The organism is Magnetococcales bacterium (assembly GCA_015228935.1).
GTDB lineage: Bacteria > Pseudomonadota > Magnetococcia > Magnetococcales > DC0425bin3 > HA3dbin3.
Window position 1 is genome coordinate 21,275 of sequence record JADGCO010000012.1, and the last position, 23,385, is coordinate 44,659.

The following is a 23,385-nucleotide window of genomic DNA, read 5'->3' on the forward strand; positions in this document are numbered from 1 at the left end:
TTTTCCCAAGGTGAAAAATATCAAGAAAATGAATAAATACAATACGAAATATATCAGGGCAAAAAAACAGGCATCCCCGGGAATGAAAGTCAACCGGGGACCCTGCCATGGATTCAGACATTGTTGAATATTTTTTTATTTCTTTTTTTTGAGAGCCTTGTGTCGCAAGGCGTCGTTTCTTTCAGCAAGTTGCTTGATTTCTTCGGCCATTTTGCGTCCCAGAGCGGCCTGGCGGTCGGAGAGCTGCTCCAGGCCTGCGGCCACTTTTTTGGCCAGGGCACTGTTCCGATGAGCGATCTGCGACACTTGCTCGGATACCTTGCGATTGAGGGCGGCATTGCGGTCTGACAATTGTTCAAAGCCCAGAATCACCTTCCGATAAAGCGCTTCGTTGCGCTCGGCGAGTTGCTGGATGCTTTCATCCATTCTTTTTTCAAGCTTTTTCAAACGTTTGCTGAGATCCTTGGTTGAATCGTCATCGCCATCGTTGTTCATGTTTGGTTCATTGTTTTTGAGATCTTTTTTGCCCATATCCACTCCTTTCGGCATTGACTGGTACCCACTCCCAGGCATGAAAAAAATGATTGCCGGATCCATTGCGGCACTTTCCGAGGGGTTCTGGTGTTGCTGATTCGCCATCTGCACGCTGACGGCGGTATGATATCCAGGGAAAGAGGATTTGGAAACGGTCGATTCACTCTTCCCGGGAACAAAGTGATTCTGTTCCGGGAAGAGTGAATTATTTCACTCGATTTCGGACATGGCCTGAAAGATGGTTTGCAGGGCGGCGTGTTCCAATCTTTCCAGGTGTTCGACGAAGGCATGGAAACGGAATCCCCAGCGGTAGCGCCATTGTGCCTGGCTGATTCCCATTTGGCGGGCACGTTGGCGACTGCTGGGAGGCCGTCCCAGACCGGAACCGCGACATTCCGGGCAGACCATTTCTTCCGGTTCGGCTTCAGACCAGATGGAGATGACCTGGTTGCTGACACCTTTGCACTCCTTGCACAGGCGTGTGGCGAGACGTTCTTCGACGGCCATTTCGGCCAGTTTTTGCACGGTTGCGGGTGAACGATACTGCCAGTCCATGGTGGCGAAAAACTCCCTGGCTTCTGCGCCGGCCCACCAGGCCAGGTCTCTCTGGAATCGTTCCTGTCCACCGAATTTGACCCGCAACAACAGACTGGCAGTCCGATTTTCCACTCTGGCCAGGGCATGGGCCACGTCGGACCAGCGCCAGATCCAGCCTGTCGTTGCCTCATTGGATGGATCGATACCCATCGACTGCAACGACAGCAACCGCAGGGCTGCCTTTGGATTGATGGAAATTTCCTCCTTTCTGGTTTCATTCTTTCCTGTTTCCAGGATGTAACAAGATTTTTTGCGCAAAATGGCCATGGTAAAGCTGCCTCCCTACTCTGAACGTTTTGTTGCCGTATGATCCAGTCAGCCCACGTTAAGACACGTTGATGCTACCCAATCCAATTGGGATATCGGGAATTATTGTCAGGCATCTTATTGATTCGATTTATTTATTCATGAATGAATGTTTTCATGGTTTCCCCCCTGATTTTTCGTGGTCTGAATTGTTTTACTTTCTGTTTGATGGCATGGTTGTGGTGAATCTGCGCAATGTTTGAACCCGATTTTTTCAGGTTCCATGCCGTTCAGAAGGAAAATTAAAGTGAAAGTGGTGTCATATTGCTTCATGATCGTATCATTGTCATGTGTGATTGGGTCGGCGACTGAACTGCCCAAAGTTTGTTGTTTTGTTAAAAAGGATTTCAGGTTGCGTGGGTCGATATCCCAAACTGTATGGTGTTTCTTATAGTTCGGTTGAAATAACAAACATTCGGTTTACCTGTCCGGATTGGGAGATTTCAGGCGCGTTTTAAGATTAAATCAATAATTTCATATACTACACAATTTGTTACGCCTGATTTTCTGCGGGGGCGGCATTTTTTTATTACCCCCTTGTTGCAAGCAGAAATTGCATATCTGGATTTTTCGGATTGAACATATGCTTTCATGGTCATTGACAAAGGAACGCGATATCGAGCCAATATTATTCCTTTCTCTCCGGCGTGGTCACACCGGATTTTGCCGGTTGAGTAAGTTAATTATTACAAACTGATCAATTCTTACAATAATAAGGATTAATTCATAAATAATCTTTATATTTCATTATATTACGTTACAGAGTCTTGTTTAATCTCCTGTAAAAGACAGGGTTCCAGGGGAATGATGTGCCTGTCGAAAGGGGTTCATGCCGGCAAGATTGTTCTTGAATCGAAAAATATTAAACAAACTCTTACATTTAAGATATTTTTTGTTTTCACGGTAAATAAATCTAGCGAATCACTTTCATACAGTCAAGAAAAAAATTTGTTGGTCTTAACCGGACGCTTCGGATACACTTTCAGTCATGGATACATTGCAAAAAAGATTGATCTGGGCACGGGAAAAAGCCGGCCTGAACAAGTCAGAGTTGGCGCGCCGTATTGGCGTGAAGCCACAATCCGTCATCCAATGGGAATCGGGTCGCACCGGAATCGCCAAACGGAATATTCTCTCCGTGGCCGAAATCCTCCAGGTTTCCCCGGAATGGCTCCAGTTCGGACGTACCGTCCTGGAAACCTCCATGGAAAACCTGGCACCCGGTCCTGCCACCTTGACCCGTGTTCCACTCATTTCGTGGGTGCAGGCGGGAATCTGGATCGACATTGTGAACAACTTCCAATCGCCAAGCGATGCCGACCGCTGGATCGATACCACACGCAAGGTAGGGCGATCGACCTTTGCCCTCCGGGTTGTGGGAGACAGCATGGAACCCAAAGTTCCCGAAGGTGCCATTATCGTCGTGGATCCTGAAAAAGAGGCCATCAATAAATCCTACGTAGTGGTACGTTTGGACAACGAACATGAAGCCACCTTCAAACAACTTGTCATGGATGGTGGCAACCGGTTCTTGAATCCCATCAATCCGCGCTACCCGGTCCTCAATCTCGAAGGACGCCGGGCAAGAATCTGTGGAGTGGTCAGACAGATTCTGATCGATCTCGATTGAGCGCTGGTTTTGGATTCTCCTTGTTCGGAACGGTTGTTGAAGCTCTGCCTGTCAGGTCGTAAGAACCGGACCTCCTGTGGCGTCGATCTCCCAGGAGGGGCCGGGCGGTCTGGTGCGTCCGGGTTTATCAGGAGATGACCTGCCGGTCATGTCATCTCCTGCCCACCCTTGTGCGTCCAGGCCTTTTCCATTTCCCTCTTGTCCCAGCTATTGTATCGGCAAAAAGCAGGCTTTCATAAGCTTTTTGTTATTGATTATTGGTTTATAATTTTTTCTTATTGACATAAAAGGATAAATTGGTCTAATGGCGTCATGACGACCTGGTTCACAATGATGTCAGTGGTTGATCTGAGGGTTGAACATCGAACGACATGGTTCCCCTTTCAATTTCGATTATCGAAATGATGAGTGGCAAAAAATAATTGATCTGCATGCACCAGACAAACCAGCTTGACAATTATTTGAGGTATATCGTCTTCTGAAAAATTTCGTTTGCATGACTTTGGCAAAGAATACGATTTCTTTAAAAATTCAGAATTTTGTATATCAATGTTGAGGTGCGGGTCAGGCAGCCAGGCCGGTCATATTGATGGCCGTGACAGGGTACCTCTTGCAGGGAACAGGATGAATTTTTTGCATGGTTGCGTCGTGAAGGTTGGACAAGCGAAACTGGAAGATACATAATTTGACTTTCGCCACAGCATGCACCCACAATACGGGTCTGGGAACTGATGGCAGGAGTTGACCATTCTCTGTTGCTCAAAAACCTTTAAAAATTGAGGGAGAGTTCATGATGGAAGAAGTCGTTGTCGTCGCTGCGGGCCGCACCGCCATCGGAAATTTCATGGGTAGCCTGTCCTCCGTGCCGGCCCACGAACTGGGTACTGCGGTGATCAAGGGTCTGCTCCAACGCAGCGGTCTGAAACCGGATCAGATTGATGAAGTGATCATGGGCCAGATCCTCACTGCCGACTGCGGACCCAATACGGCGCGCCAAGCAGCCATTGCCGCCGGTATCCCGGTCGATGTCCCGGCTTTCACAGTCAATCGCCTCTGTGCCAGCGGCATGACCGCTGTCCATCTGGCCACCCAGGCCATTCGCCTGGGCGATGCCCATACCATCATCGCCGGTGGTCAGGAAAGCATGACCCGCGCACCCCACACCCTGGGCAACAATCGTGAAGGGGTGAAAATGGGTGAGTGGACCATGAAAGATTCCCTGTTCCGCGATGCCCTGACCGATGTCTTCGGCAATTATCCCATGGGCAATACGGCTGAAAATGTCGCCAAACAATGGAAAATCAGCCGCGATGACCAGGATAAACTGGCCCTCCGTTCCCAGCAACGCGCCGAAGCCGCCCAAAAAGCCGGACGTTTCAAAGACGAAATCATCCCCGTGGTGATCCCCCAGAAAAAGAAGGATCCCATCGTCTTCGAACAGGATGAATTCCTCAAGATCGGCACGACCCCGGAATCATTGGCCAAATTGCGCCCGGCTTTCGACAAGAATGGTTCCGTGACCGCCGGCAACTCCTCAGGCATCAACGACGGTGCCTCCGGGATGATCCTGATGTCCCAATCCAAGGCCAAAGAACTCGGTCTCAAACCCCTGGCACGCATCGTTGCCTATGCCGTCGCCGGTCTCGATCCCTCCATCATGGGTGCCGGCCCCATCTTCGCAACGCGCAAGGTTCTGCAAAAAGCTGGCTGGAAAGTCGAGGATCTGCAACTGATCGAAGCCAACGAAGCCTTCGCCGCCCAGGCCTGTGCCGTCAATAATGATCTGGGCCTGAATCCGGATATCGTCAACGTCAATGGTGGCGGTATCGCGCTCGGTCATCCCGTCGGCTCCTCCGGTGCCCGGATCATCGTCACCCTGATCTACGAAATGCAAAGACGGAAACTCAAAAAAGGTTTGGCGACCCTCTGCGTCGGCGGCGGCATGGGTGCGGCGACACTCATCGAGGTCCTCTGATCTTCGGTTACCCCTTGCCGTCTTTGTTCTGATCCATGATCTGGTACCTGTTGGCCGACCTCGTCCGGTTGTAGGACAGGGTCGGCCTTTTTTTACGCGCCACTGCTTCTCTCGCCTCTTTCCAGGAGGGTCCATGAGCAATTCCGGGGAAAAACGCCAATTCGAAAGATTGCCCACCAACGAACCTGCCACACTGATCTTTCCTGATGGCCGGCGTATCGCCGGTATTACAAAGGATATTGGAATGGGGGGGTACCTGTTCGTTCCCGAGCAGAGTGACATCATTCCCACCTCCGGTGAAGCGTGTCGCATCGAAGTGGAACTCTTCTACGGTCGCTTCACCGATCTTCCCTGCACGGTTCTGCATGTGGGCAAAGATGGCATCGGAGTCAAAATTCAACGCCACTATCCAGCCCCGCAGGTTTGAACAACGCAGTCGCCAAAATTATGACATCCGCACCAGTAAGAGGGAAAGGGTTGCCTGTTGCGGCATTTTTTTCCGGGTTGATGCGGTCCCAATATGGAACTCGTAAATTTAATCTGTCAAAATTTCAATATGTTATAAAATCAGGAAAAAAGGAACGAAACTTGCGGAGTCTGTAACCAAACCCTTCCGGCGAGGCTTTTTTTGTCTCTGCCGGGTTTCGTTGCTGGACACTTCATGAAGGAATTGGTCATGCGAGCCACGTTTCAAGATCCCCTGATTGCCGATGCCTTGTTGATCATGGAAGCCGGACCGGAAGACCCTGGCTATGATGCCGCCTGGAGTTACCTGTTGAAATGCCGTGACCCCATGGTGCAATCCATGCTGCGCCGCTCCATGGAGGCCGTCTACGGCCCCATGCCTCCGGCAACCGGTTACAGCGATTCCGGTGAAGCATTCTGGACCACGGAAGTCATTGCCAGATATCTGGGTACCGATGTCACCGCAGTCAATGCCATCGTCGAAGAGGTTCATGAGCAGTACGAAGAGGCATCAGGGGTGATCGAAACCAGTAAATTACACCGTGTCCATTGATGCACTTCGCCTCTGCCGGGGTAGAACCCCGACAGGGCCATCCCTGAATGACGGGAACAAGGCATAGAGATTGCAGTAGTTGATCGGGGTATAAGTAGTTCAACTGCTGTAAGCCGGGAGCCTTGATTCCCATGAACATGCGAAGCAAATATTGGCACGGATGGACTCTCCTGGGGTTGGCGGCGACTTTGGCCACGGCACAACCCGGAGCTGCCTTGAATTTGCCCGAAGCCGTTTCAAGAGCGGTCATGACCAACCCGGAAGCCAGAGCGGCCATGGAAAATCAGCGCGCCGTGGAGCAGGCCGTGGAAACGGCGCGGTCCGGTTACCTGCCGTCGGTGGATGTCAACACCGCTTTGGGGCATGAATACTCCGACAGCCCGGTCAATCGCCGGGCAGGGGAGCAGGGGACAGGTCTGAATCGCGGCGAATCAGGGATCACTCTCAACCAGATGTTGTTTGATGGTCGGGCCACCCAATCGGGTGTTGCGGCGTCCGTTTCGCGGGCTGCCGCTGCCGGCTTTGGCTATGACCAGGTCGCCGAGGGCGTGGCCATCGCCGCCGCCGAAGCCTACCTGGAAGTCATGAAACAACGCGAACTCTTGCACCTCTCCAGCGACAATGTCGCTCTGCATAAAAAAATTCTGCAACAAATTCGTACCCGGTTCGGCACCGGTGTCGGCTCCGAGGCAGACATTCAGCAAACCGAATCCCGTCTTGCCCTGGCCGATGCCAATATGTCCGCCCTGGAAGGAACCCTGGAAAATTCCCTGACCCGTTATTATCACATTGTCGGAGAAGTGCCTGTCAACCTGGTGCAACCTCTGCCACAGTTGGATCGGATGCCCAAGTCTCTGGACGAGCTGCTCAGAGATGCCATGGCGCACCATCCGGCCATTCTGGCGGCGACTCAGGATCTGGACGCGGCCACAGCGCAACAGGAAGCCGCCAAGTCCGGGTATTGGCCCAAGGTCAATCTGGAAATGAGTGCCAACGCCAATGACAATGTGGGAGGCGTCAGCGGCTACGCCAAGGCGGTCGCTGCCTTGTTGAAGCTGGATTATAATATTTTTCGAGGCGGCAGCGACAACTCCCGCAAGGAAGAGGCCGTGCGACGGACAGGACAGGCCCGGGAGCGATTGGAAGTTGCCAGACGCCAGGTGGATGAAAGTGTCCGCATGGCCTGGAAGGGGTATCTCGTCTCCCAGAACCGGGTCAGCCATCTGGAAAGACACCAGAATATCAGCAAAAAAGTGACCGCAGCCTACCATGACCAGTATCAAAGGGGACAGCGGCCCTTGTTGGATGTCTTGAATTCCGAAAATGAACTCATGGCCGCCCGGGCCGCCCTGCGCACCGAACAGTATAATCTCCTGGCCAACAGCTATCGACTCATGGCTGCCGTGGGACGTTTGCGTGAATACCTGGATGTGTCATCCAACCAGGTTGTTGCGGCGTCAACCTCCTCTTCGCCGGCCATTCATGCCGATGTGGCATCGGGACAGCCATCCCAGGATGACAAAAGCCTCATCAAAGAAGAAAAACCTTTCCGGTCCGAGCCTCGTCTTCGGGAACCTGGCAAGGAAACCGTCCCAACCGGGCGGAATCTGCCTCCCGCCAGGCCGGAAAAGCGTTCCCCGCCAGAAAAATCAACAACCGGCATGCACGGCGGATATGCCGTTCTCCTGGGGGCGTTTGGCAGTCGGGGCAATGTTGACAAACTGCGCTATCGTCTGGAACAGGCTGGATTCCCCAACTTTGAAAAACAATCCGTGGTCAATGGTCGATTGTTCTACCGGGTTCTTTGTGGTCCGTTTGCCACCAGTTCGGAGGCACAATCCGCCGCAAGCCGCCTGCTGAGTAAATTGGGCATGGAGGTCAAGGTCATCAAGGAGAAGGATCAAGACTCCCTGTCCAGGACAGAGTTTTCCGGCCCGGATGGGTCGGAAAGTGATTCCCAGGAACAGGGACAGTCATCCGTTTCCGGGAAGACAGAGCCTAAGGCCAAGTCCAAGGCCAAACCCAAATCCAAAAAAGAGGCGCAAGAAATTCCCAAACAAACTCCTCCTGCGCCCGCAGAATCGGAGTTGCCGGAAGTGGCGAAGGGCTTGCCTGGAGCCAAGCCGGAAATTCCTGAAAAACAACTGGATATCAAAATGCCGGTGGCTTCTCCGGCCAGAAAACCTTCCCCGGAAGTCACTCTGGAGAAACCTGTCACGCCCGAGAGCCGGCCTTCGGGCGAGGTGGTGGAACAATTTGAAGAGTGGTTTCCCAAGACAACAACACATCCAACAGAATCGACGGCGGATCCCGACAAGGCTTTCCCCGCTTCTTCCGGGGAAAAACAACCTTCAAAAACAGATGATTCTGCTTGGCCGGAAGCCGGGGAGTCAATCCCTTCCTGGCGAGATCCCCCGAAGAGTGAGAATACCTGGGAAAAAATTTCCGGGGGTGATGATGCCGGAAATCAGGGTGGCAAAACAGAGTTGCCAAAAAACGGTGACAAGACCAAAAGCGGCGACAAGAGCAAAAACGGCGACAAGTCCAAAAACGACGACAAGAGCAAAAACGGCGACAAGAGCAAAAACGGCGAAAAACCGTTTTCTGTCGATGACGATAATGGTGTGATTTTGGCACCAGGTCCTGATACCACTCCGGTGACTCCCCAGGCTGGTGAGGGGGATTTGCCCGAAACCGGAGGAGTCAATCCCGATGGAACGGCCCCCAGGCGGACTCTCGACCAGGATTTGAAAAAATGGTTCCTGCCCAACAGGGAGAAAAACAAACCCAATCGTCCACAGCACCTGTCACCACCGCCACCACTGCCGGAAGAAGCTCCCAAGCCCGGGGCAGCCACGGAAGGCAGCTATTCGGTATTTCTGGGTTCATTTTCGGTTCCCAAGCTGGCAGAACGGGTCGTGCAACGTGCTGAACAGTCCGGGACGCCGGTTTATCAGCGCACATCCCGGAATGGGAACCGAACGGCCATTCTGGTTTACGCCGGTCCATTCCAGCAGGAAAATGCGGCCCAGGCAGTCTTGAACCAGATGCAAAAAGATCAGGATTTGATTGACGGCTATGTTGTGCAGACCGATATTGGGGATCCGGCAGGAGTCGGGCGGAACTCTCCTTCCCCCGGTCGGAAAACCCCACCCGGCAACGGGAGGATTTAATTCCCCCGGTCGGAAAACCCCACCCGGCAACGGGAGGATTTAAAAAGATAAATCACTGAAAAGGGGCCGGATCACCGGCACCCACCCGCAGCACCTTGGGAACGTCACCCGACAAATCCACCATGGTCGAGTGAATATCGGCACTGATGCCGCCATCCACAAGTAAATCGACGACATGTTCGACGTGGGGGCGGATCTCTTCCGGGTCGGCCAGAATTTTGTCTCCCTCCGGCAGACGCATCGAAGTCGAGAGCAACGGCTGCCCAAACTCCTGCAACAAACCCAGACAGATGGGGTGATTGGGAATGCGCAAGCCGATGGTCTTGCGCTTGGGAAGGATGGTCTTGGGAGTTTCCCGGGAGGCCTCCAGGATGAAGGTGTATGGACCGGGCAGAAAACGCTTGAGCAGGCGATAGGTCTTGTTGTCCACGCGGGCATAGCGGGAAATGTCGGACAGATCGGCACACAGGATGGAAAATTGATGTGTGGCCGGCAACCGCTTGAACTGCATGATCCGCTCTATGCCCCGGCGATTGAATATGCCACACCCCAAACCGTAGTTGGTGTCTGTGGGATAGACCATGATCCCTCCCTCATCCACAATGCGCACGGCCTGTTGCAACAGACGGCGCTGGGGATTTTGCGGATGGATTTTGATATATTCCAACATGATGGCTGCAACCTGCACGATACCCGACAGGACAACTGGGCACCGGATTGGGGAATCGAACCTGCAATCCTATGGCAGAATTGTCCATTTTTTTTCATCGGGTTGCAAGTATAAAAGTCACGTATGGCAACCCGACAGTCAATTGATTCCCCTGCCGCCCCAAACCGTGGTAGAGTGCAGGCGTGCGTCGTTTACACAAAAAAGGCACACGAGGTGCTTCAATGGTTGATTCAGCAATTGGTACTTCCGTAGAACACTACCTGACCGAACTGATTCGCCGGGGGTTGCCCGTGGAGTTTGGCGTTCTCTTCGGTTCGCATGCCCGTGGAACGCCCCATAAGTGGAGCGATATCGATCTGGTGGTGGTTTCGCCCCAGTTTGACCAAAAACGCCTCCGGTCAGACATAAACCTGCTCTGGCACACGGCCACGACCACAGACAGCCGCATCGAACCCATTGCGGTCGGTTCGCGCCAGTGGATCGAGGATGATGGCATCCCCATCATTGAAATCGCCCGCCGCGAGGGGAAAATCATCCGACCCCCAAATACCCCGCCTGCATAAAAGGCCTTGATCATCGTTTGGACCGATCTGTCCAAATGATTTTGGAACCTGTGCAATTTCATACATGTTTCCAATCTGTTGCGGACGGGCCGGACAGGTGTCGTCTTCCCGTGGCCGCAACGATGATCGTGGCCGTATAAAAATGCCGATTTCTTATTGAAGGTTTTGTTCAAGATCCCTACACTCCCCATTTAAGGATATGCGAATATAAGCGAATGGTTGATCAGCCCGTTGTATCAGGGATAAAATTTTGTTATGTATATTTTAATGTTGATGGATCCGGATCGGAAGCAGCCTTTCCATAATCCCCTCGGAGGTGAAACATGACGAGTGGCAACGCCGCAAGCCAAACAATTCTGGTCGTCGGCGGCGGCATGAGCGGTCTGACCGCCGCCCTGGAGGCTGCCGAAGTGGGACACGATGTCATTCTCGTGGAAAAAAGTCCCTACCTCGGTGGCCGCGTGGCGCAGCACAGCAAGTATTTTCCAAAATTGTGCAGTCCCAACTGCGGTTTGGAAATCAACTATCAAAGGCTCCGGAACAATCCCCGGATCACCTTTCATACCATGACGGAGGTGGAAAAAATCGAGGGAACGACCGGTAAGTATACCGTTCGCCTCCGGCAGAATCCCCGCTTCGTCAACCATAAATGTACAGGGTGCGGCGACTGCGCCAAGGCCTGTACCACCGAAATTCCCAATCCCTTCAACTTTGGCCTGGGTACCACCAAGGCCATCCATGGCGGCCATGAAATGGCCTTCCCCAATCGCTACGTCATGGATGCGGAGTTTGCCAAAACCGATGCCGCCCGCAAGCTGGTCGAGGTCTGCAAGACAGGAGCCATCGAACCGGACATGGCCGCCAAGAATGTGGATGTCAACGTGGGTTCCATCATCTGGGCCACCGGCTGGACCCCCTATGCCGCAGAAAAAATCCGCCCCTATGGGTTTGGCCAATACGCCAACGTCACCACCAACATGCGTCTCGAACGCATGGCCGCCCCGTTTGGACCCACCCAGGGAAAAATCCAGCGACCATCCGATGGCAAAGAACCCACCAATATTGCCTTCATTCAATGTGCGGGTTCCCGGGATCACAACTATCTCCCTTTCTGCTCCCGCATCTGCTGTCTCGCCTCCATGAAACAGGCCACCTATGTCCGGAGCCAATATCCCGACGCCAAGGTGACCATATTCTATATCGATCTGCGGGCCATGGATCGTTATGAAGCCTTCCTGAAGAAGGTCGAAGCCGACCAGAACATACGCTGGGTCAAATCCAAACCAGCCCGTATCGAAGAAGATGCCGCCACCGGCAATCCCATCGTCATCGGCGAAGACACCCTGACCGGGGTACGCTACCGGGAAAGCTTCGACATGGTGGTACTCGCCACGGGCATGGAACCCAACAGCGCCGGACAACCGGTTCCGGCAGAAAATGTTCCCGTGGATGATTATGGGTTCGTGGTCAACGCCGGGGGTGGAATCATTTCGGTCGGTTGCGCCTCTGGTCCGTTGGACGTGGCCGGATCGGTTCAGTCCGCCACGGCGGCCGCCATGAAAGCGATCCAGAGTCTGGCCCAAGCGAAAGGATAAGTGACGATGGAAGATACAAAGATCGGCTGTTACATCTGCACCGGCTGCGGGATTGGTGAGGCCCTCGACATCGATGCCCTGAAAAAAGTCGTCCAGAAGGAACAGAAGATACCCGTTGTCAAAAATCATGAATTCCTGTGCGGTGCCGAGGGTCTGGAAACCATCCGCAAGGATATGGCCGGTGAAGGGGTCAATGCCCTGGTCATCGCCGCCTGCTCCCCCAGAGAACAGGTGGAAGCCTTCCGCCTGGGTGCCCCACTCATGGATCGGGTCAGCCTCCGTGAACTCGTGGTGTGGGCCACATCGGTCGCCGAAGGCGACGAAACCGCCGAAGAAGACCGGCAAATGCTGGCCGAAGACAATCTCCGCATGGGGTGCGTCAAAATCAAGAAAATGAACGTCCCGGTTCCGTTCCAGGATCCTGGATTTTCCAAGGATATTCTTGTGGTGGGAGGCGGCATCTCCGGCCTGACCGCCGCCCGGGAAATCGCCACCGCCGGCTACCAGGTGATCCTGGTGGAAAAAACTGCCCAACTGGGCGGCAAGGTGGCCGACATGCACAAGGTCTCCGCCAGCAAACCCCCCTACCGCGATCCCCAACCCAATCCCATCCAGGATTTGATCGGGACCGTGCAAGGCAACTCCCGGATCAAAATTCACAACAACACCACCGTCAAAATGACCGCCGGTGCCCCAGGCCTCTTCGATGTCACCCTGGGCAGCAATGGCAAGGATGAGACCATCCGCGTCGGTGCCATCGTCGTCACCACCGGTTACAACCTCTACGATCCCGGCAAGCTCGGCCACCTTGGCTACGGTACCTCGCCCGATGTCATCACCAGCCTGGAATTCGAGGCCATGGCCAAGGCCGGAAAAATCGTCCGCAAGTCGGACGGCCAACCCGCCAAACGGGTCGCCTTCTCCCTCTGCGCCGGACAACGCGACAAGGACCACCTCGAGTATTGCTCCGGGGCCTGCTGTGTCTACTCCATGAAACAGGCCCGTTACGTCCAGGAACAATATCCGGACGGCTCCGCCTACGTCGTCTATCAGGAAATCCGGACCCCCGGACAAATGGAAGATTTTTATCGCGGTGCCCAGGATGCCGGCACCGTCTTCATCAAGGGCGACATTCAAAAAATCTCCAAGGGAAGCAACGGCCTCTCCCTCGACCTGAAAGACAAACTCCTGCGCAGCCAGGAAAACCTGGAAGTGGATCTCCTGGTCCTGGCCAACGGCATGGTCCCCAACATCGACACCCAGGATCCCAATGTCCCCTCCCCGATGGGCAAGGATCAGGATACAAGCGGCTTTGTCCTGAATCTGCAATATCGCCAGGGACCCAGCCTGCCCGGCCTGAAATGGGGATACCCGGATTCGCATTTCATCTGCTTCCCCTATGAAACCCGGCGTACCGGTATCTATGCTGCCGGTCCGGTCCGGCGTCCCATGGGGATTGCCGCCAGCGTCACCGATGCCACCGGTGCCGCCCTGAAAGCCATCCAGGCCGTCGAATCCGTGGCACGAGGTGCCGCAGTCCATCCCCGGGCAGGCGACCTCTCCTACCCGTCGTTCCGCATCGAGGGGTGTACCCAGTGCAAACGCTGCACGGAAGAGTGTCCGTTCGGTGCCATCAACGAGGATGAAAAAGGCAATCCCCTGTTCAATCCGACCCGTTGCCGGCGTTGCAGCACCTGCATGGGAGCCTGCCCGCAAAAAATCATCTCCTTCGCCAACTATTCGGTGGACATGATCGGCTCCATGCTCAAGGCCTGCGATATTCCCGAAGAGGACGAAGAAAAACCCCGGATCCTGGTGTTCTGCTGCGAAAACGACGCCTATCCGGCTCTGGATATGGCCGCCCGCAATCGCTCTTCCTGGAGTTCCTATGTGCGCATCATTCCCCTGCGCTGCATGGGATCCATGAACCTGGTCTGGATTGCAGATGCCATGTCCAGTGGTTGGGATGGGGTGCTGTTGATGGGTTGCCGCCATGGCGACGACTATCAATGCCACAACGTCCGCGGCTCGGCCCTGGCAGAAATCCGCCTGAGCAAGGTTTCCGAAACCCTGCAAAAACTCAAACTGGAATCGGAACGGGTGCGCATGCTGGAGGTCAACATCATGGATGCAGGCACGCTGCCGGGACTGATCAACAATTTCGTCGATAACCTGGTGAAACTGGGACCCAACCCCTTCAAGGAATTCTGATTCCAGTCCCGGACCACAAGGTTGCGTAATATTCTGGCAGGAGATCGAAAATATGGCTTATAACCTGTCGTTTGCCCGGGAGGTGTACAAAAACGCCGAGATGGGGCACTGGATCAAGATGTGCATGCAGTGTGGCGTCTGCTCCGGTTCCTGTCCCCTGGGACCCCACTGGGAGTTCGGCCCAAGACAAATCTTTCAGATGGTCCGGGCCGGCAAGGAGGCAGAAGTCCTGAAAAGCAGTTCCATGTGGATGTGTACCTCCTGTTACAACTGTATCGCCCGTTGCCCCCGGGGTCTTCCCATCACCCATGTCGTCCATGGTCTGGCCCGTTATGCCGTGGAGAAACAACAGGCCGATCCCAACCAGACCACCCATCGGTTTGCCACCAGGGTATTCTGGAACAACGTCGTCAAAACCGGACGGGTCGGCGAGGCCGGCCTCTCCATGCATCTCTACTTCATCGATGGCATCGGTCAGGGCATCAAAAACGTCATGGAAATGCAGGCCGTGGCCCTGGGCATGCTGAAATCAAAGCGACTCAATCCGGTTCCGTTCCGGGGGAAAATCAAAGGCTACGACGGCCTCAAGAAAATGCTGGACAAGGCCTTTGAACTGGAGAGCAAGAGGGAGGCTGCAAAATGAAGGAATATGCCTTTTACCCGGGATGCAGCTCGGAAAAAATGGCCTCGGCGGCCAATATGGAAAACTCGGTCCATAACATGTGCAAAATTCTGGACATCCATCTCAAGGAGATCGATGACTGGAACTGTTGCAGTGCCTCCATCGGCTATGCCGGGGGTGGACAACTGCCGCGTATGGCCCTGACCGCCCGCAACTTTGCCCTCGCCCAGAAGCAACAACCCGGCAAGGAATTGGTGGCCACCTGCGCAGCCTGCTGGCTGGCCCTCCGGGAGACCCAGGAACGCATCGAAGAAGAACCCCAAGTCAAGGCCGATCTCGATACCGTTCTTGCCGAAGCCGGTCTGACCTACGATGGTCATATCAAAAGTCGGCATATCGTCGAGGTCCTCATTGAGGACATTGGCTGGGATACGTTGAAATCAAAAGTGAAAAAACCTCTCAAGGGTTTGAAGGTGGCCGGATATGTCGGTTGCCAGACCAATCGGCCCTTCGGCATCGCCGGCGACAATTTCGAAAATCCCCAGTATCTCGACAAGATGATCGATCTCACCGGGGCCACGGCAGTACCCTTCCCCAAAAAAGTGGCCTGCTGCGGTGGTGCCCTGGCTTTTTCGGAAAATGAAAAAGCCTGTGCCCTGATCAAGGACATTCTGCAATCCGCCGTGGACAACGGTGCCGAGGTCATCATCACCCCCTGCCCGGTCTGTCAGTTGAATGTGGAAGTCTACCAGGGCAAGGTCAACAAAATGTTCGGCACCCATTTCAACATACCGGTGCTGTACTATTCGCAGTTGTTCGTTCTGGCATGGGGTGGCAGTTGGCAGGATGCTGCCTTGCATCAACAAGTCATCCCCGCCGATGTCTTGAAAAGGTTTGCCTGACGATTTTCTTCAGGTTCTGACCTGAAGATTCGTACCTTGCACCCAAAACCCGGGACTTCTGGTCCCGGGTTTTTTCATGGGCGATCACACGGAATTTTCATGGACGTTTTACCCCGGATTTTTCATAAAAGCTCTCTCCGGGAGAGGTTTTCAGGAAAAATTTCGGTGCGCAAACGAACCATGGATCCAGAAAGAGATAAGAGCTACTCTATGCACCCTTGTCCGTCCGGCAACCCTGGACCCGATATGGCAGCCACCTGAACAGGGGCCAAGCCCGGACACAGACGAGGTCAGGATTTCCTTAACGGCATGGACGACTCTCATGGATACCAAGACCATCAAACGCAACCATCGTCCCTTTTCGCTTCGCTGGCAAACAATGCTCTGCTGGGCTTGTGGCCTGTTGCTTCTCTCGCCGGGAATGGCCTGGGCTTTCCGGGTGGGAACCCTGGATGTCCAAAGTGAACCCGGCAAACCCTTCATGGCGCAGTTTGCCGTCTTTCCCGAACCTGGAGAAAAGATGACCGATCTGCACATGGGATCCAGATCGGATTATCGCCTGCTTGGTTTGCGTTATCTTGAGGCTTCGACCGGCTTCAAGGTTACCTTGAAGGGATCAGGAAAAGAGTATCGGGCCGTGGTGACCAGTGCAGCTCCCACGCCCCGGGAAAATTTTGATCTGGTATTGACGGTCGCCTCTGATCAACAGACCCGTTTTCCACAATTTTCCGTCGATTGGCTGACCCAGGCCAAATCAACCGCACCCTCAACCGCACCCGCGCCTGCAACCGCACCGATTGTCCCAGCCGTAACAGGCAATACCACGGCGCGTGCCCCGGTGCCAGCCGAGACACCGAAACCTTCTCTACACCTTCCATCTCCGGTGCCTACGGAAAAGTTGAAACCTCTCCCGCGCACCTCCCAGGTGCCCAACGAAACGCTGATGGCCGCAAAACCTGTTCCGGCACCCAACGAAATGCCAAAGGTTGCAAAATCTGTCCCGGTGCCCAACGAAACGCCGATGGCCGCAAAACCGGCTCCGGTGCCCAACGAAATACCGAAGACTGCAAAACCGGCTCCGGTGCCCAACGAAATGCCGAAGGCTGCAAAACCGGCTCCGGTGCCCAACGAAATGCCGATGGCTGCAAAACCGGCTCCGGTGCCCAACGAAATGCCGATGGCCGCAAAACCGGCTCCGTTGCCAGTTGAAACGCCAAAAGCTTTGGCACGTACCCTGGGACCAGGCGAAACGCTGGCTTCTGCACTTCACACCCAGAGAGCGGCAGAGACGCAGAAACCCGCCTTGCATGCCCCGGTGCCCGTCATAGAAGTTGTCGAAAATACCTCCGTGTCCCGACCCCGGGTGGGCAATTCCGTCGAGGGCGTCAAGGGAATCAACGCGACTTCTGTTCTCAAAAACAGTGTGCCGGTTGCTCCCGTCCCGGCCATTGTGACAAACGTCCCTGTTGCAACCGGTGACCCGGTCCCACTGCGCCAGATGCGAGGGGATACCTCGGAAAAAGGGCAACCAAACCTCGAAGAGATGAAAACTCTGGAAAAACGTATCGCCCAACTGGAAGATACCGTTGGTCGCCCTGTCACGCCGGTAGAAGAAATCGCCTCCAATACCCTCCAACAGCAACGTTTGGAGGAGATGGAACAGCGGATCAAAAATCTCGAACAAGCACTCTCTGTCCGTCGGACGGCAGGCAATACGGCAACAGCAACAACGGCGGCATCGACCACAACCAGGCGGTCTGGAGAGTCGCTGCCACTGATTTCCCAGAAAGCTGTTTTGTCGGAATCTTCTTCACGGCCAGAAATTGTTGCCGATGCAGATGCAACGGAGAGGAACACCCGTTTCCAGGCCTGGATGGAACGGCTGCACGGCTATGGCAACACCCCCTGGTGGACCCTGGGTATCGTCTCCCTTCTGATACTGCTCTGGAAGGGGTATCGGAATGGCCAGGATCTGGCGGGTGACATATCCGTCCGCAAACGCCCGGGACGTGCCTCTCAATATCGCGCCACCAACAGCCGCTCCGACAATAAAGGCTTTCCCAGAAGCATGGAGCCCTCTTTTTCTTCTGCGGCAACCCTTTATCCGGTATCGGATCTGGATGAAGCCGTTGGCGAAGTGATCATTCGCAAGGCTGCGGTGGCCAACGAATGGCCCGGCAGCAAATCCTGAGGTTCACTTTTGATGACTCTGCTGATTCTGCCAGCCGATGACACGATAAAGGCAAGCACATGAAATGGGGATCAAGTGTCAGAGAGGGTTCCTCCCTGACAGAGGCCTTTCGTCTGGCGACGCTGGATATTCAGGAACAGTTGGGTCAGGAAACCCCGGACCTGGCCCTGGTTTTTGTCTCTTCCCTTTATCAGTCCGCTGCCAGAAGTGTTCCGGAGTTGTTGCAAAGCGGCTTGAATCCCCGCCACTGGTTGGGTTGTTCAGCCAACGGCGTCATCGGGGATGGGCAGGAAGTGGAGTATCGTCCGGCGGTCTCGATCACCGCTGCCTTGTTGCCGGATGTGCAGTTGCAGGTGTTCCACATGGAATACCCGGATCTGGGTGCCCTTGGTTGGGATGAACAAAACTGGCAACAGTTGACCGGTGCCCATGCCGATCAACCCGTGCAATTCATCCTGCTCGCCGATCCGTTCTCCTTCGGTGCCGACCACTGCCTGCGTCAGATGGACATCATCTATCCCGGTGCCGCCAAAATCGGCGGCATTGTCTCGGGCGGTTCAGGCCCGGGGGGCAATCTGCTCTGGTCAAACGGGGTTCTGGATCATACCGGACTGATCGGAATTGCCATGCAGGGCAATATTCAACTGGATACCATCGTGGCCCAGGGGTGCCGCCCCATCGGCAATCCCATGTTTGTCACCCGCCAGCGCGACAATGTTCTGCTGGAACTGGATGGCCGCCGACCGGATGAAATATTGTCGGAATTGATCAAGGAAGCCGCCGAAAAAGACCAGCATTTGGCACATGGTGCCCTTTTTCTCGGTCTGGCCATGCCCCCAACAAAAGTAACCTATCGTCCGGGTGATTTTTTGATTCGCAATCTGATGGGGTTGAATCCGGATACCGGTGCTTTGACGGTTGGCAGCATTCTGGAACCGTACCAGGTGGTCCAGTTTCATGTACGCGACGCCCGCAGTTCACGCGATGAATTGATCCGGCTGCTGAAGGAATATCACCAGGCACAACCCACACCACCTGCGGGAGGGGTGATTTTTTCCTGCCTGGGACGCGGCAGCACCATGTTTGGTCGCCCCAATCATGACACGGATCTGTTTCGCCAATATTACGCTGACATTCCCCTGGGCGGTTTTTTTGGCAACGGCGAGATTGGCCCGGTGGCCGGGATGACCTTCCTGCACGGCTATACCAGCTCTTTTGGTCTGTTTCGTCCCTTGCAGAGTGTCCCCTCCGAGAGAACCACTTAAACCTGCCAACGGTTTGCCCAGTGCATCTGCTGTAGCGTGAATCTTGGTCGTCAGTTGTTTCCTTCTTGACCTGCCAATTGCCTGTTTGCCCAATTTTTTATACCCGGCAGATTTTTGGTGCGCTCTGATGATCGTGCTGTCGATCAGCAGTTGGCTCATCTCAGGGTCATCATTGACTTTCTCCAGTACTCGATGATTCCACACACCGGATGAAACCGCATCTTCGGAAGGGACTGTATTCAGAAATTCGCCATTTGTGAACGGGTACCAAGGGGAAAGTTGTAATGTGAAACTGGATATATTTTAATATTGCACGATAATTTATAGTATTTTTATCTATTTTGCAAGAAGCGCGGTCGATTGCTTGTTATCATGACAAGTGAAAAATATGTTGACTGATTGTGGTAAATTTTCTTTAATAATGCCAGGTCAGCGCATCGTTTTATCCCGTATAGAGAGCGTTGTCGTCTTTTGAGCGTATCGGAAAAACAAAGTTTTGGTCGTGGCGTTTGCGATTTTTTGGTCAATGGGATGGGTCTGGGAAGGGTTCAAATAAGGAGACTGGTATGGTTATTCGCGGAACGATCTTGCAGCCATGGAACTGGCATACCCCCAAGCTGGATAGGGAAGGGAAGTGCCTCTATCAACGTCTGCAAAGGGATGCCAATCGGATCTGGGAACAGGGGTTTACCGCAGTCTGGTTGCCGCCTGCCAGCGAAGGGTCGGGGGGGGAGCAGGATGTAGGATACGGCATCAAGAACTGGTACAGCTTGGATTGCACTAAGTACGGCCCCAAGCAGGAGTTGCAGAGCGCCGCCCTGACTCTGAGGGACCGGGGCATCTCCGTTTATCATGATCAGGTATTCAACCATCTGATGGGGGGTGATTATGAGAAGGACATCGCGTGCATGCACGTCAAGTGTGACAACAGAAGCGAACCCCTGAATTCCGATAGCACATGGTTTAAGGCTGATGTTCCCACCGATTTTCCCTGGTTGCAACTAAACCATGAGCATTTCGATGCCTATCATCCCAACGACCATGATTGCTGGATCCTGAGGGGCAAGAAGTTTGATACGGATACCAGCCAGGATTCGCTGATGGGATGCGATCTTGACTTTCAGTGCGGTGACCTCATCATCAAGCTTGATCATTTCGGACAGTGGTTCAAATATGAAATCCACAGCGATGGGTACCGTTTCGATGCTGTCAAGCACATCAGTACGCATGGGATCCTGAATTTTCTGACCAGCATGCGCCGGTCCGCACGGAGAAACCTGTTTGCGGTCGGAGAGTTCAAGGGTGACTTGGGGGGGTTGAAGTGGTACATTGAACAGACCCAGGGTCAGATTTCCCTTTTCGATTTTCCGTTGCAATGGAAACTGGTCGAGGCTTCACAGAAGAAGGAGCTTCCCCACCGCTTCGACATGGGATCGATTTTCGATAACACATTAACCAGAAGTAATCCGGTACTGTCCGTCCCCTTCGTACACAGTCACGACGATCAGCCCCCGGTACACGGTAAGGAACAACGTGGTGGCTATGTGGGGGATTGGTTCATTTCCCAGGCCTATGCCCTGATTCTTCTGCGGGACGAAGGCTACCCCATGGTCGCTGACGTGGATATGTTGCGTCATGGGGCCATGATTCAACGCTATATGCTCGCACGTCGGCATTGTACCTTCGGCAGTCGGTACGACCGGTTTGACCATCCCGCGACTATCGGCTGGGCCTTTACCGGTGACCAGGGATACGACAACAGCATGGCCGTCGTACTCTCCAACGGGGATTACGGCCAGAAATGGCTTCCCACTTACAGGCCCCACGTTCGCTATCGCGACTTGACCCAGAGTCTCCAGCATACTATCGTGACCAATGAGTACGGCTGGGCTGAGTTTCAATGCCCCAGTCAGAACACCTCGGTCTGGGTGGAGGAGACTAAATTCGATAATCTGGCACCGTTTTTCTAAGGCCCATTGACGCTCTCGCGGGATTGCTATGGCCTGTTGATACTCAATAGTTTTACAACAAATAGGTTTTCCCTCAAGCAATCCGAATCGTAACATCTCAGGTACCCTGGCGGCGGGTCATGTGGTCCACGTATCGGAAAAACAAGGTCTCGGTCGTGGTGTTTGCGGTTTTTTAGTCAATGGGACGGGTCTGGGAAGGGGTTCACCCTTCCCAGCGGGGTTTGGGGCGGAGTCCAAGTGTTTTTGACTTTTTTGCCCGAAGGGCATAATGTTCTAGATCCAACACGAGACTCAAGTGGCGTGATCAAAGCGGGGGCCCGGTCTGGGGGAGTTAACTCCTCCCCCAGATTTGTATTGGATCGATCTGAAACAGGCTACTGGACCAACCGACCTGATTTGAAACGTCCATTTTTTCTGGCTTGGTCACTCGCCGGTACATCGAAAAATTTTGGCACGTCGAATTAGCACGGTTGATCGACTACATGCGCATGACCATATCCTGACCCATGAGCCAGAGATTGAAAAGCGTGATGCCAGCCACGAAGAGGTAGACGGGGAGCAGTTTCCAGCCTTCCAGATTGCCGCCATCCCTGAGGGCACCCCGGGCGCGATGCCGGACAATCTCGACCCCAAGCCAAAAACCAAATGCCATCAATAACATCTGGGTGCTGAACAGGAGAGAATCCGCAATCAGCGGATTTTGCATCATGGCATGTCGTTCCGCAGCGGTGAAGGGTATGGTGCCGCTGCCCAGGGGGTTTTTCAAGACCCGCCAAAGATCAGGAGCTTCGCGGGAAAAATGGTCCAGATTGTGGGCCAGATGATAGGCGAAGGATAATGGCAGCGAACTGAAGGCAAGTTGGGAAAAAAGTTGCCGATACGGGGCCGCATTGGGAGCCAGGATGCGCACCCCCCAAATGGCCAGGGCAAAAGCCAGGGCAGGCAGGGAAAAACTGAGCAGCATGAGAATGGTAAAGGTGATATAGGGTGGATCGCTTTCCCCCAGGAGGCCCTTGACCGCATCGACCCAACCACCCCAGAACGACATCATGGTGAGGCCATGGAAAATGGTGATCGCCAGCAGGCCGAGCATGAACCAGGAACCATCCCAATGGGCGCGGGCCACGGTTTTGGCTTCACTGGCCATGCTGCGCAGCCGCCAGGTGACGTTGTCGTGCGGACAGGAGATGACACAGGACCCACAGGAGATACAGAAGGTGTTTTGCCCAAACCGGCCCAGGGTCAAGTGAGTCGGACAGGGTTCGATCTCCTTGGTACCGTTGTAACACTCCAGGGTGGTACAACTGCCACAAACCGTATCATCGACCGGACGGATTTCGATGGGAGCCAACCGGCTGTAATAGCCAATGGTCCGCCCAACCGGGCAAAAATAGCGGCAAAAGGCCTTCCGTTCGAAAAAGATCAGGCTCAGGGTGGCCAGGATGAACATGATGGTGGCCATGCCGGCGGTGGCCCAGGGAATCGTGGTGACACCAATGCCCAACTCCAGCCAGGTCAGACCCATGAACAACACCATGGCCGGATAGACATTGCGATAACGCATGGGCACTTTGCGTTGCACGGTTTGTTCATTGGCCGGGCGACGCCATAGACGCCGGAAAACAACGAGCTTGGCCAGGGTCTCCCAGGGACAGATTGCGCACCAGGCAGACCCGACAAAAAAGACGGAAATGATCACGAGTGGCCACCATAAACCCCAGACCAGGACCGTGGCAAAGTTGTGTTCTGCCGTGGCCGTACCCCAGATGCCGGCAAAGATGGCCAACAGATAGAGAGCCAATGTGACCAGTTTGATCATGGCCAGGGGCTGGGGAGAGGCATTCAGGAATTGAACGACCTGACGGATGATCGGAAAACGGGTCAAAGGGATGCTGAACGGATGGGGTTCGGCGGGAAGCCGCGACCAGATGGCCCAGATCAGCACGATGGGGATGAACAACAGGATCGGCAAAATATAGGAGAATGGCATCCCGGGGTGGTTGTGTCCCATGCCATGGCTGCCACCGTGTCCGGCATGATCGGTTTTTTGTCCGCCGGCATCGTGGCTGGCATGATCGGCGTGCGAGCCACCGGCATCATGCCCGGCATGATCGGTTTTTTGTCCGCCGGCATCGTGGCTGGCATGATCGGCGTGCGAGCCGC

Annotated in this window: 18 protein-coding genes and 1 pseudogene; 13 read left to right on the forward strand and 6 right to left on the reverse strand. The window is 54.2% G+C overall.

From position 1 onward, the window contains the following. Positions 1–135 precede the first annotated feature (135 nt). The 3 genes from HQL65_05220 to HQL65_05230 form a co-directional block, all read right to left on the reverse strand. Complete coding sequence (locus HQL65_05220) at positions 136–531, reverse strand: hypothetical protein (protein ID MBF0135621.1); 396 nt, start codon at positions 529–531, stop codon at positions 136–138. A 213-nt stretch (positions 532–744) separates the two neighbouring features. Next, a complete protein-coding gene (locus HQL65_05225) occupies positions 745–1,398 on the reverse strand; it encodes a hypothetical protein (protein MBF0135622.1) in 654 nt (217 codons plus the stop codon). A 138-nt stretch (positions 1,399–1,536) separates the two neighbouring features. After that, the gene (locus HQL65_05230; protein MBF0135623.1) at positions 1,537–1,848 is read right to left on the reverse strand and encodes a hypothetical protein; all 312 of its coding nucleotides are present in this window, start codon (positions 1,846–1,848) and stop codon (positions 1,537–1,539) included. A gap of 577 nt (positions 1,849–2,425) precedes the next feature. Between HQL65_05230 and HQL65_05235 the strand changes: the two genes are divergently transcribed. The 5 genes from HQL65_05235 to HQL65_05255 all read left to right on the forward strand — a co-directional run bounded on the left by HQL65_05235 (position 2,426) and on the right by HQL65_05255 (position 9,233). Continuing rightward, positions 2,426–3,067: a helix-turn-helix domain-containing protein gene (locus HQL65_05235; GenBank protein MBF0135624.1), complete on the forward strand. Its 642-nt coding sequence runs from the start codon at positions 2,426–2,428 to the stop codon at positions 3,065–3,067. 793 nt (positions 3,068–3,860) lie between these two features. Then, on the forward strand, positions 3,861–5,042 hold the full coding sequence (locus HQL65_05240) for an acetyl-CoA C-acetyltransferase (protein ID MBF0135625.1): 1,182 nt from the start codon (positions 3,861–3,863) through the stop codon (positions 5,040–5,042). Positions 5,043–5,175: 133 nt separating this feature from the next. Continuing rightward, positions 5,176–5,469: a PilZ domain-containing protein gene (locus HQL65_05245; GenBank protein MBF0135626.1), complete on the forward strand. Its 294-nt coding sequence runs from the start codon at positions 5,176–5,178 to the stop codon at positions 5,467–5,469. A 249-nt stretch (positions 5,470–5,718) separates the two neighbouring features. Next, positions 5,719–6,060: a hypothetical protein gene (locus HQL65_05250; protein ID MBF0135627.1), complete on the forward strand. Its 342-nt coding sequence runs from the start codon at positions 5,719–5,721 to the stop codon at positions 6,058–6,060. A gap of 131 nt (positions 6,061–6,191) precedes the next feature. Beyond that, the gene (locus HQL65_05255) at positions 6,192–9,233 is read left to right on the forward strand and encodes a TolC family outer membrane protein (protein MBF0135628.1); all 3,042 of its coding nucleotides are present in this window, start codon (positions 6,192–6,194) and stop codon (positions 9,231–9,233) included. A gap of 52 nt (positions 9,234–9,285) precedes the next feature. Here HQL65_05255 and HQL65_05260 read toward each other — a convergent pair whose 3' ends face one another. Continuing rightward, positions 9,286–9,903, reverse strand: coding sequence for a threonylcarbamoyl-AMP synthase (locus HQL65_05260; protein MBF0135629.1), 618 nt, complete (start codon positions 9,901–9,903; stop codon positions 9,286–9,288). Positions 9,904–10,124: 221 nt separating this feature from the next. On the opposite strand from HQL65_05260, the gene HQL65_05265 reads away from it, so the two are divergent. The 7 genes from HQL65_05265 to HQL65_05295 all read left to right on the forward strand — a co-directional run bounded on the left by HQL65_05265 (position 10,125) and on the right by HQL65_05295 (position 19,252). Then, a complete protein-coding gene (locus tag HQL65_05265; GenBank protein ID MBF0135630.1) occupies positions 10,125–10,466 on the forward strand; it encodes a nucleotidyltransferase domain-containing protein in 342 nt (113 codons plus the stop codon). 323 nt (positions 10,467–10,789) lie between these two features. Further along, complete coding sequence (locus HQL65_05270) at positions 10,790–12,061, forward strand: CoB--CoM heterodisulfide reductase iron-sulfur subunit A family protein (GenBank protein ID MBF0135631.1); 1,272 nt, start codon at positions 10,790–10,792, stop codon at positions 12,059–12,061. A gap of 6 nt (positions 12,062–12,067) precedes the next feature. After that, entirely contained in the window at positions 12,068–14,272 is a 2,205-nt protein-coding gene (locus HQL65_05275; GenBank protein MBF0135632.1) for an FAD-dependent oxidoreductase, read from the forward strand. A gap of 52 nt (positions 14,273–14,324) precedes the next feature. Further along, positions 14,325–14,915, forward strand: coding sequence for a 4Fe-4S dicluster domain-containing protein (locus tag HQL65_05280; protein MBF0135633.1), 591 nt, complete (start codon positions 14,325–14,327; stop codon positions 14,913–14,915). Further along, positions 14,912–15,796 carry a CoB--CoM heterodisulfide reductase iron-sulfur subunit B family protein gene (locus HQL65_05285; GenBank protein ID MBF0135634.1) on the forward strand — a complete coding sequence of 295 codons (885 nt, stop codon included), beginning with the start codon at positions 14,912–14,914 and terminating at the stop codon, positions 15,794–15,796. The genes HQL65_05280 and HQL65_05285 overlap by 4 nt, the downstream gene beginning before the upstream one ends. Positions 15,797–16,118: 322 nt before the next feature. Then, positions 16,119–17,987 (forward strand): hypothetical protein, encoded by a 1,869-nt coding sequence (locus tag HQL65_05290; protein ID MBF0135635.1) that lies wholly within the window; start codon positions 16,119–16,121, stop codon positions 17,985–17,987. Between the two features lie 59 nt (positions 17,988–18,046). Next, on the forward strand, positions 18,047–19,252 hold the full coding sequence (locus HQL65_05295; GenBank protein ID MBF0135636.1) for an FIST C-terminal domain-containing protein: 1,206 nt from the start codon (positions 18,047–18,049) through the stop codon (positions 19,250–19,252). Between the two features lie 9 nt (positions 19,253–19,261). On the opposite strand, the pseudogene HQL65_05300 reads toward HQL65_05295, so the two are convergent. Then, positions 19,262–19,399, reverse strand: a pseudogene (locus HQL65_05300) (IS5/IS1182 family transposase). Positions 19,400–19,818: 419 nt separating this feature from the next. On the opposite strand from HQL65_05300, the gene HQL65_05305 reads away from it, so the two are divergent. Next, positions 19,819–21,222: a hypothetical protein gene (locus HQL65_05305; GenBank protein MBF0135637.1), complete on the forward strand. Its 1,404-nt coding sequence runs from the start codon at positions 19,819–19,821 to the stop codon at positions 21,220–21,222. 478 nt (positions 21,223–21,700) lie between these two features. Here the strand turns inward: HQL65_05305 and HQL65_05310 are convergent. After that, positions 21,701–23,385 (reverse strand): 4Fe-4S binding protein (locus tag HQL65_05310; protein ID MBF0135638.1); only part of this gene is annotated, 1,685 nt, incomplete at its 5' end.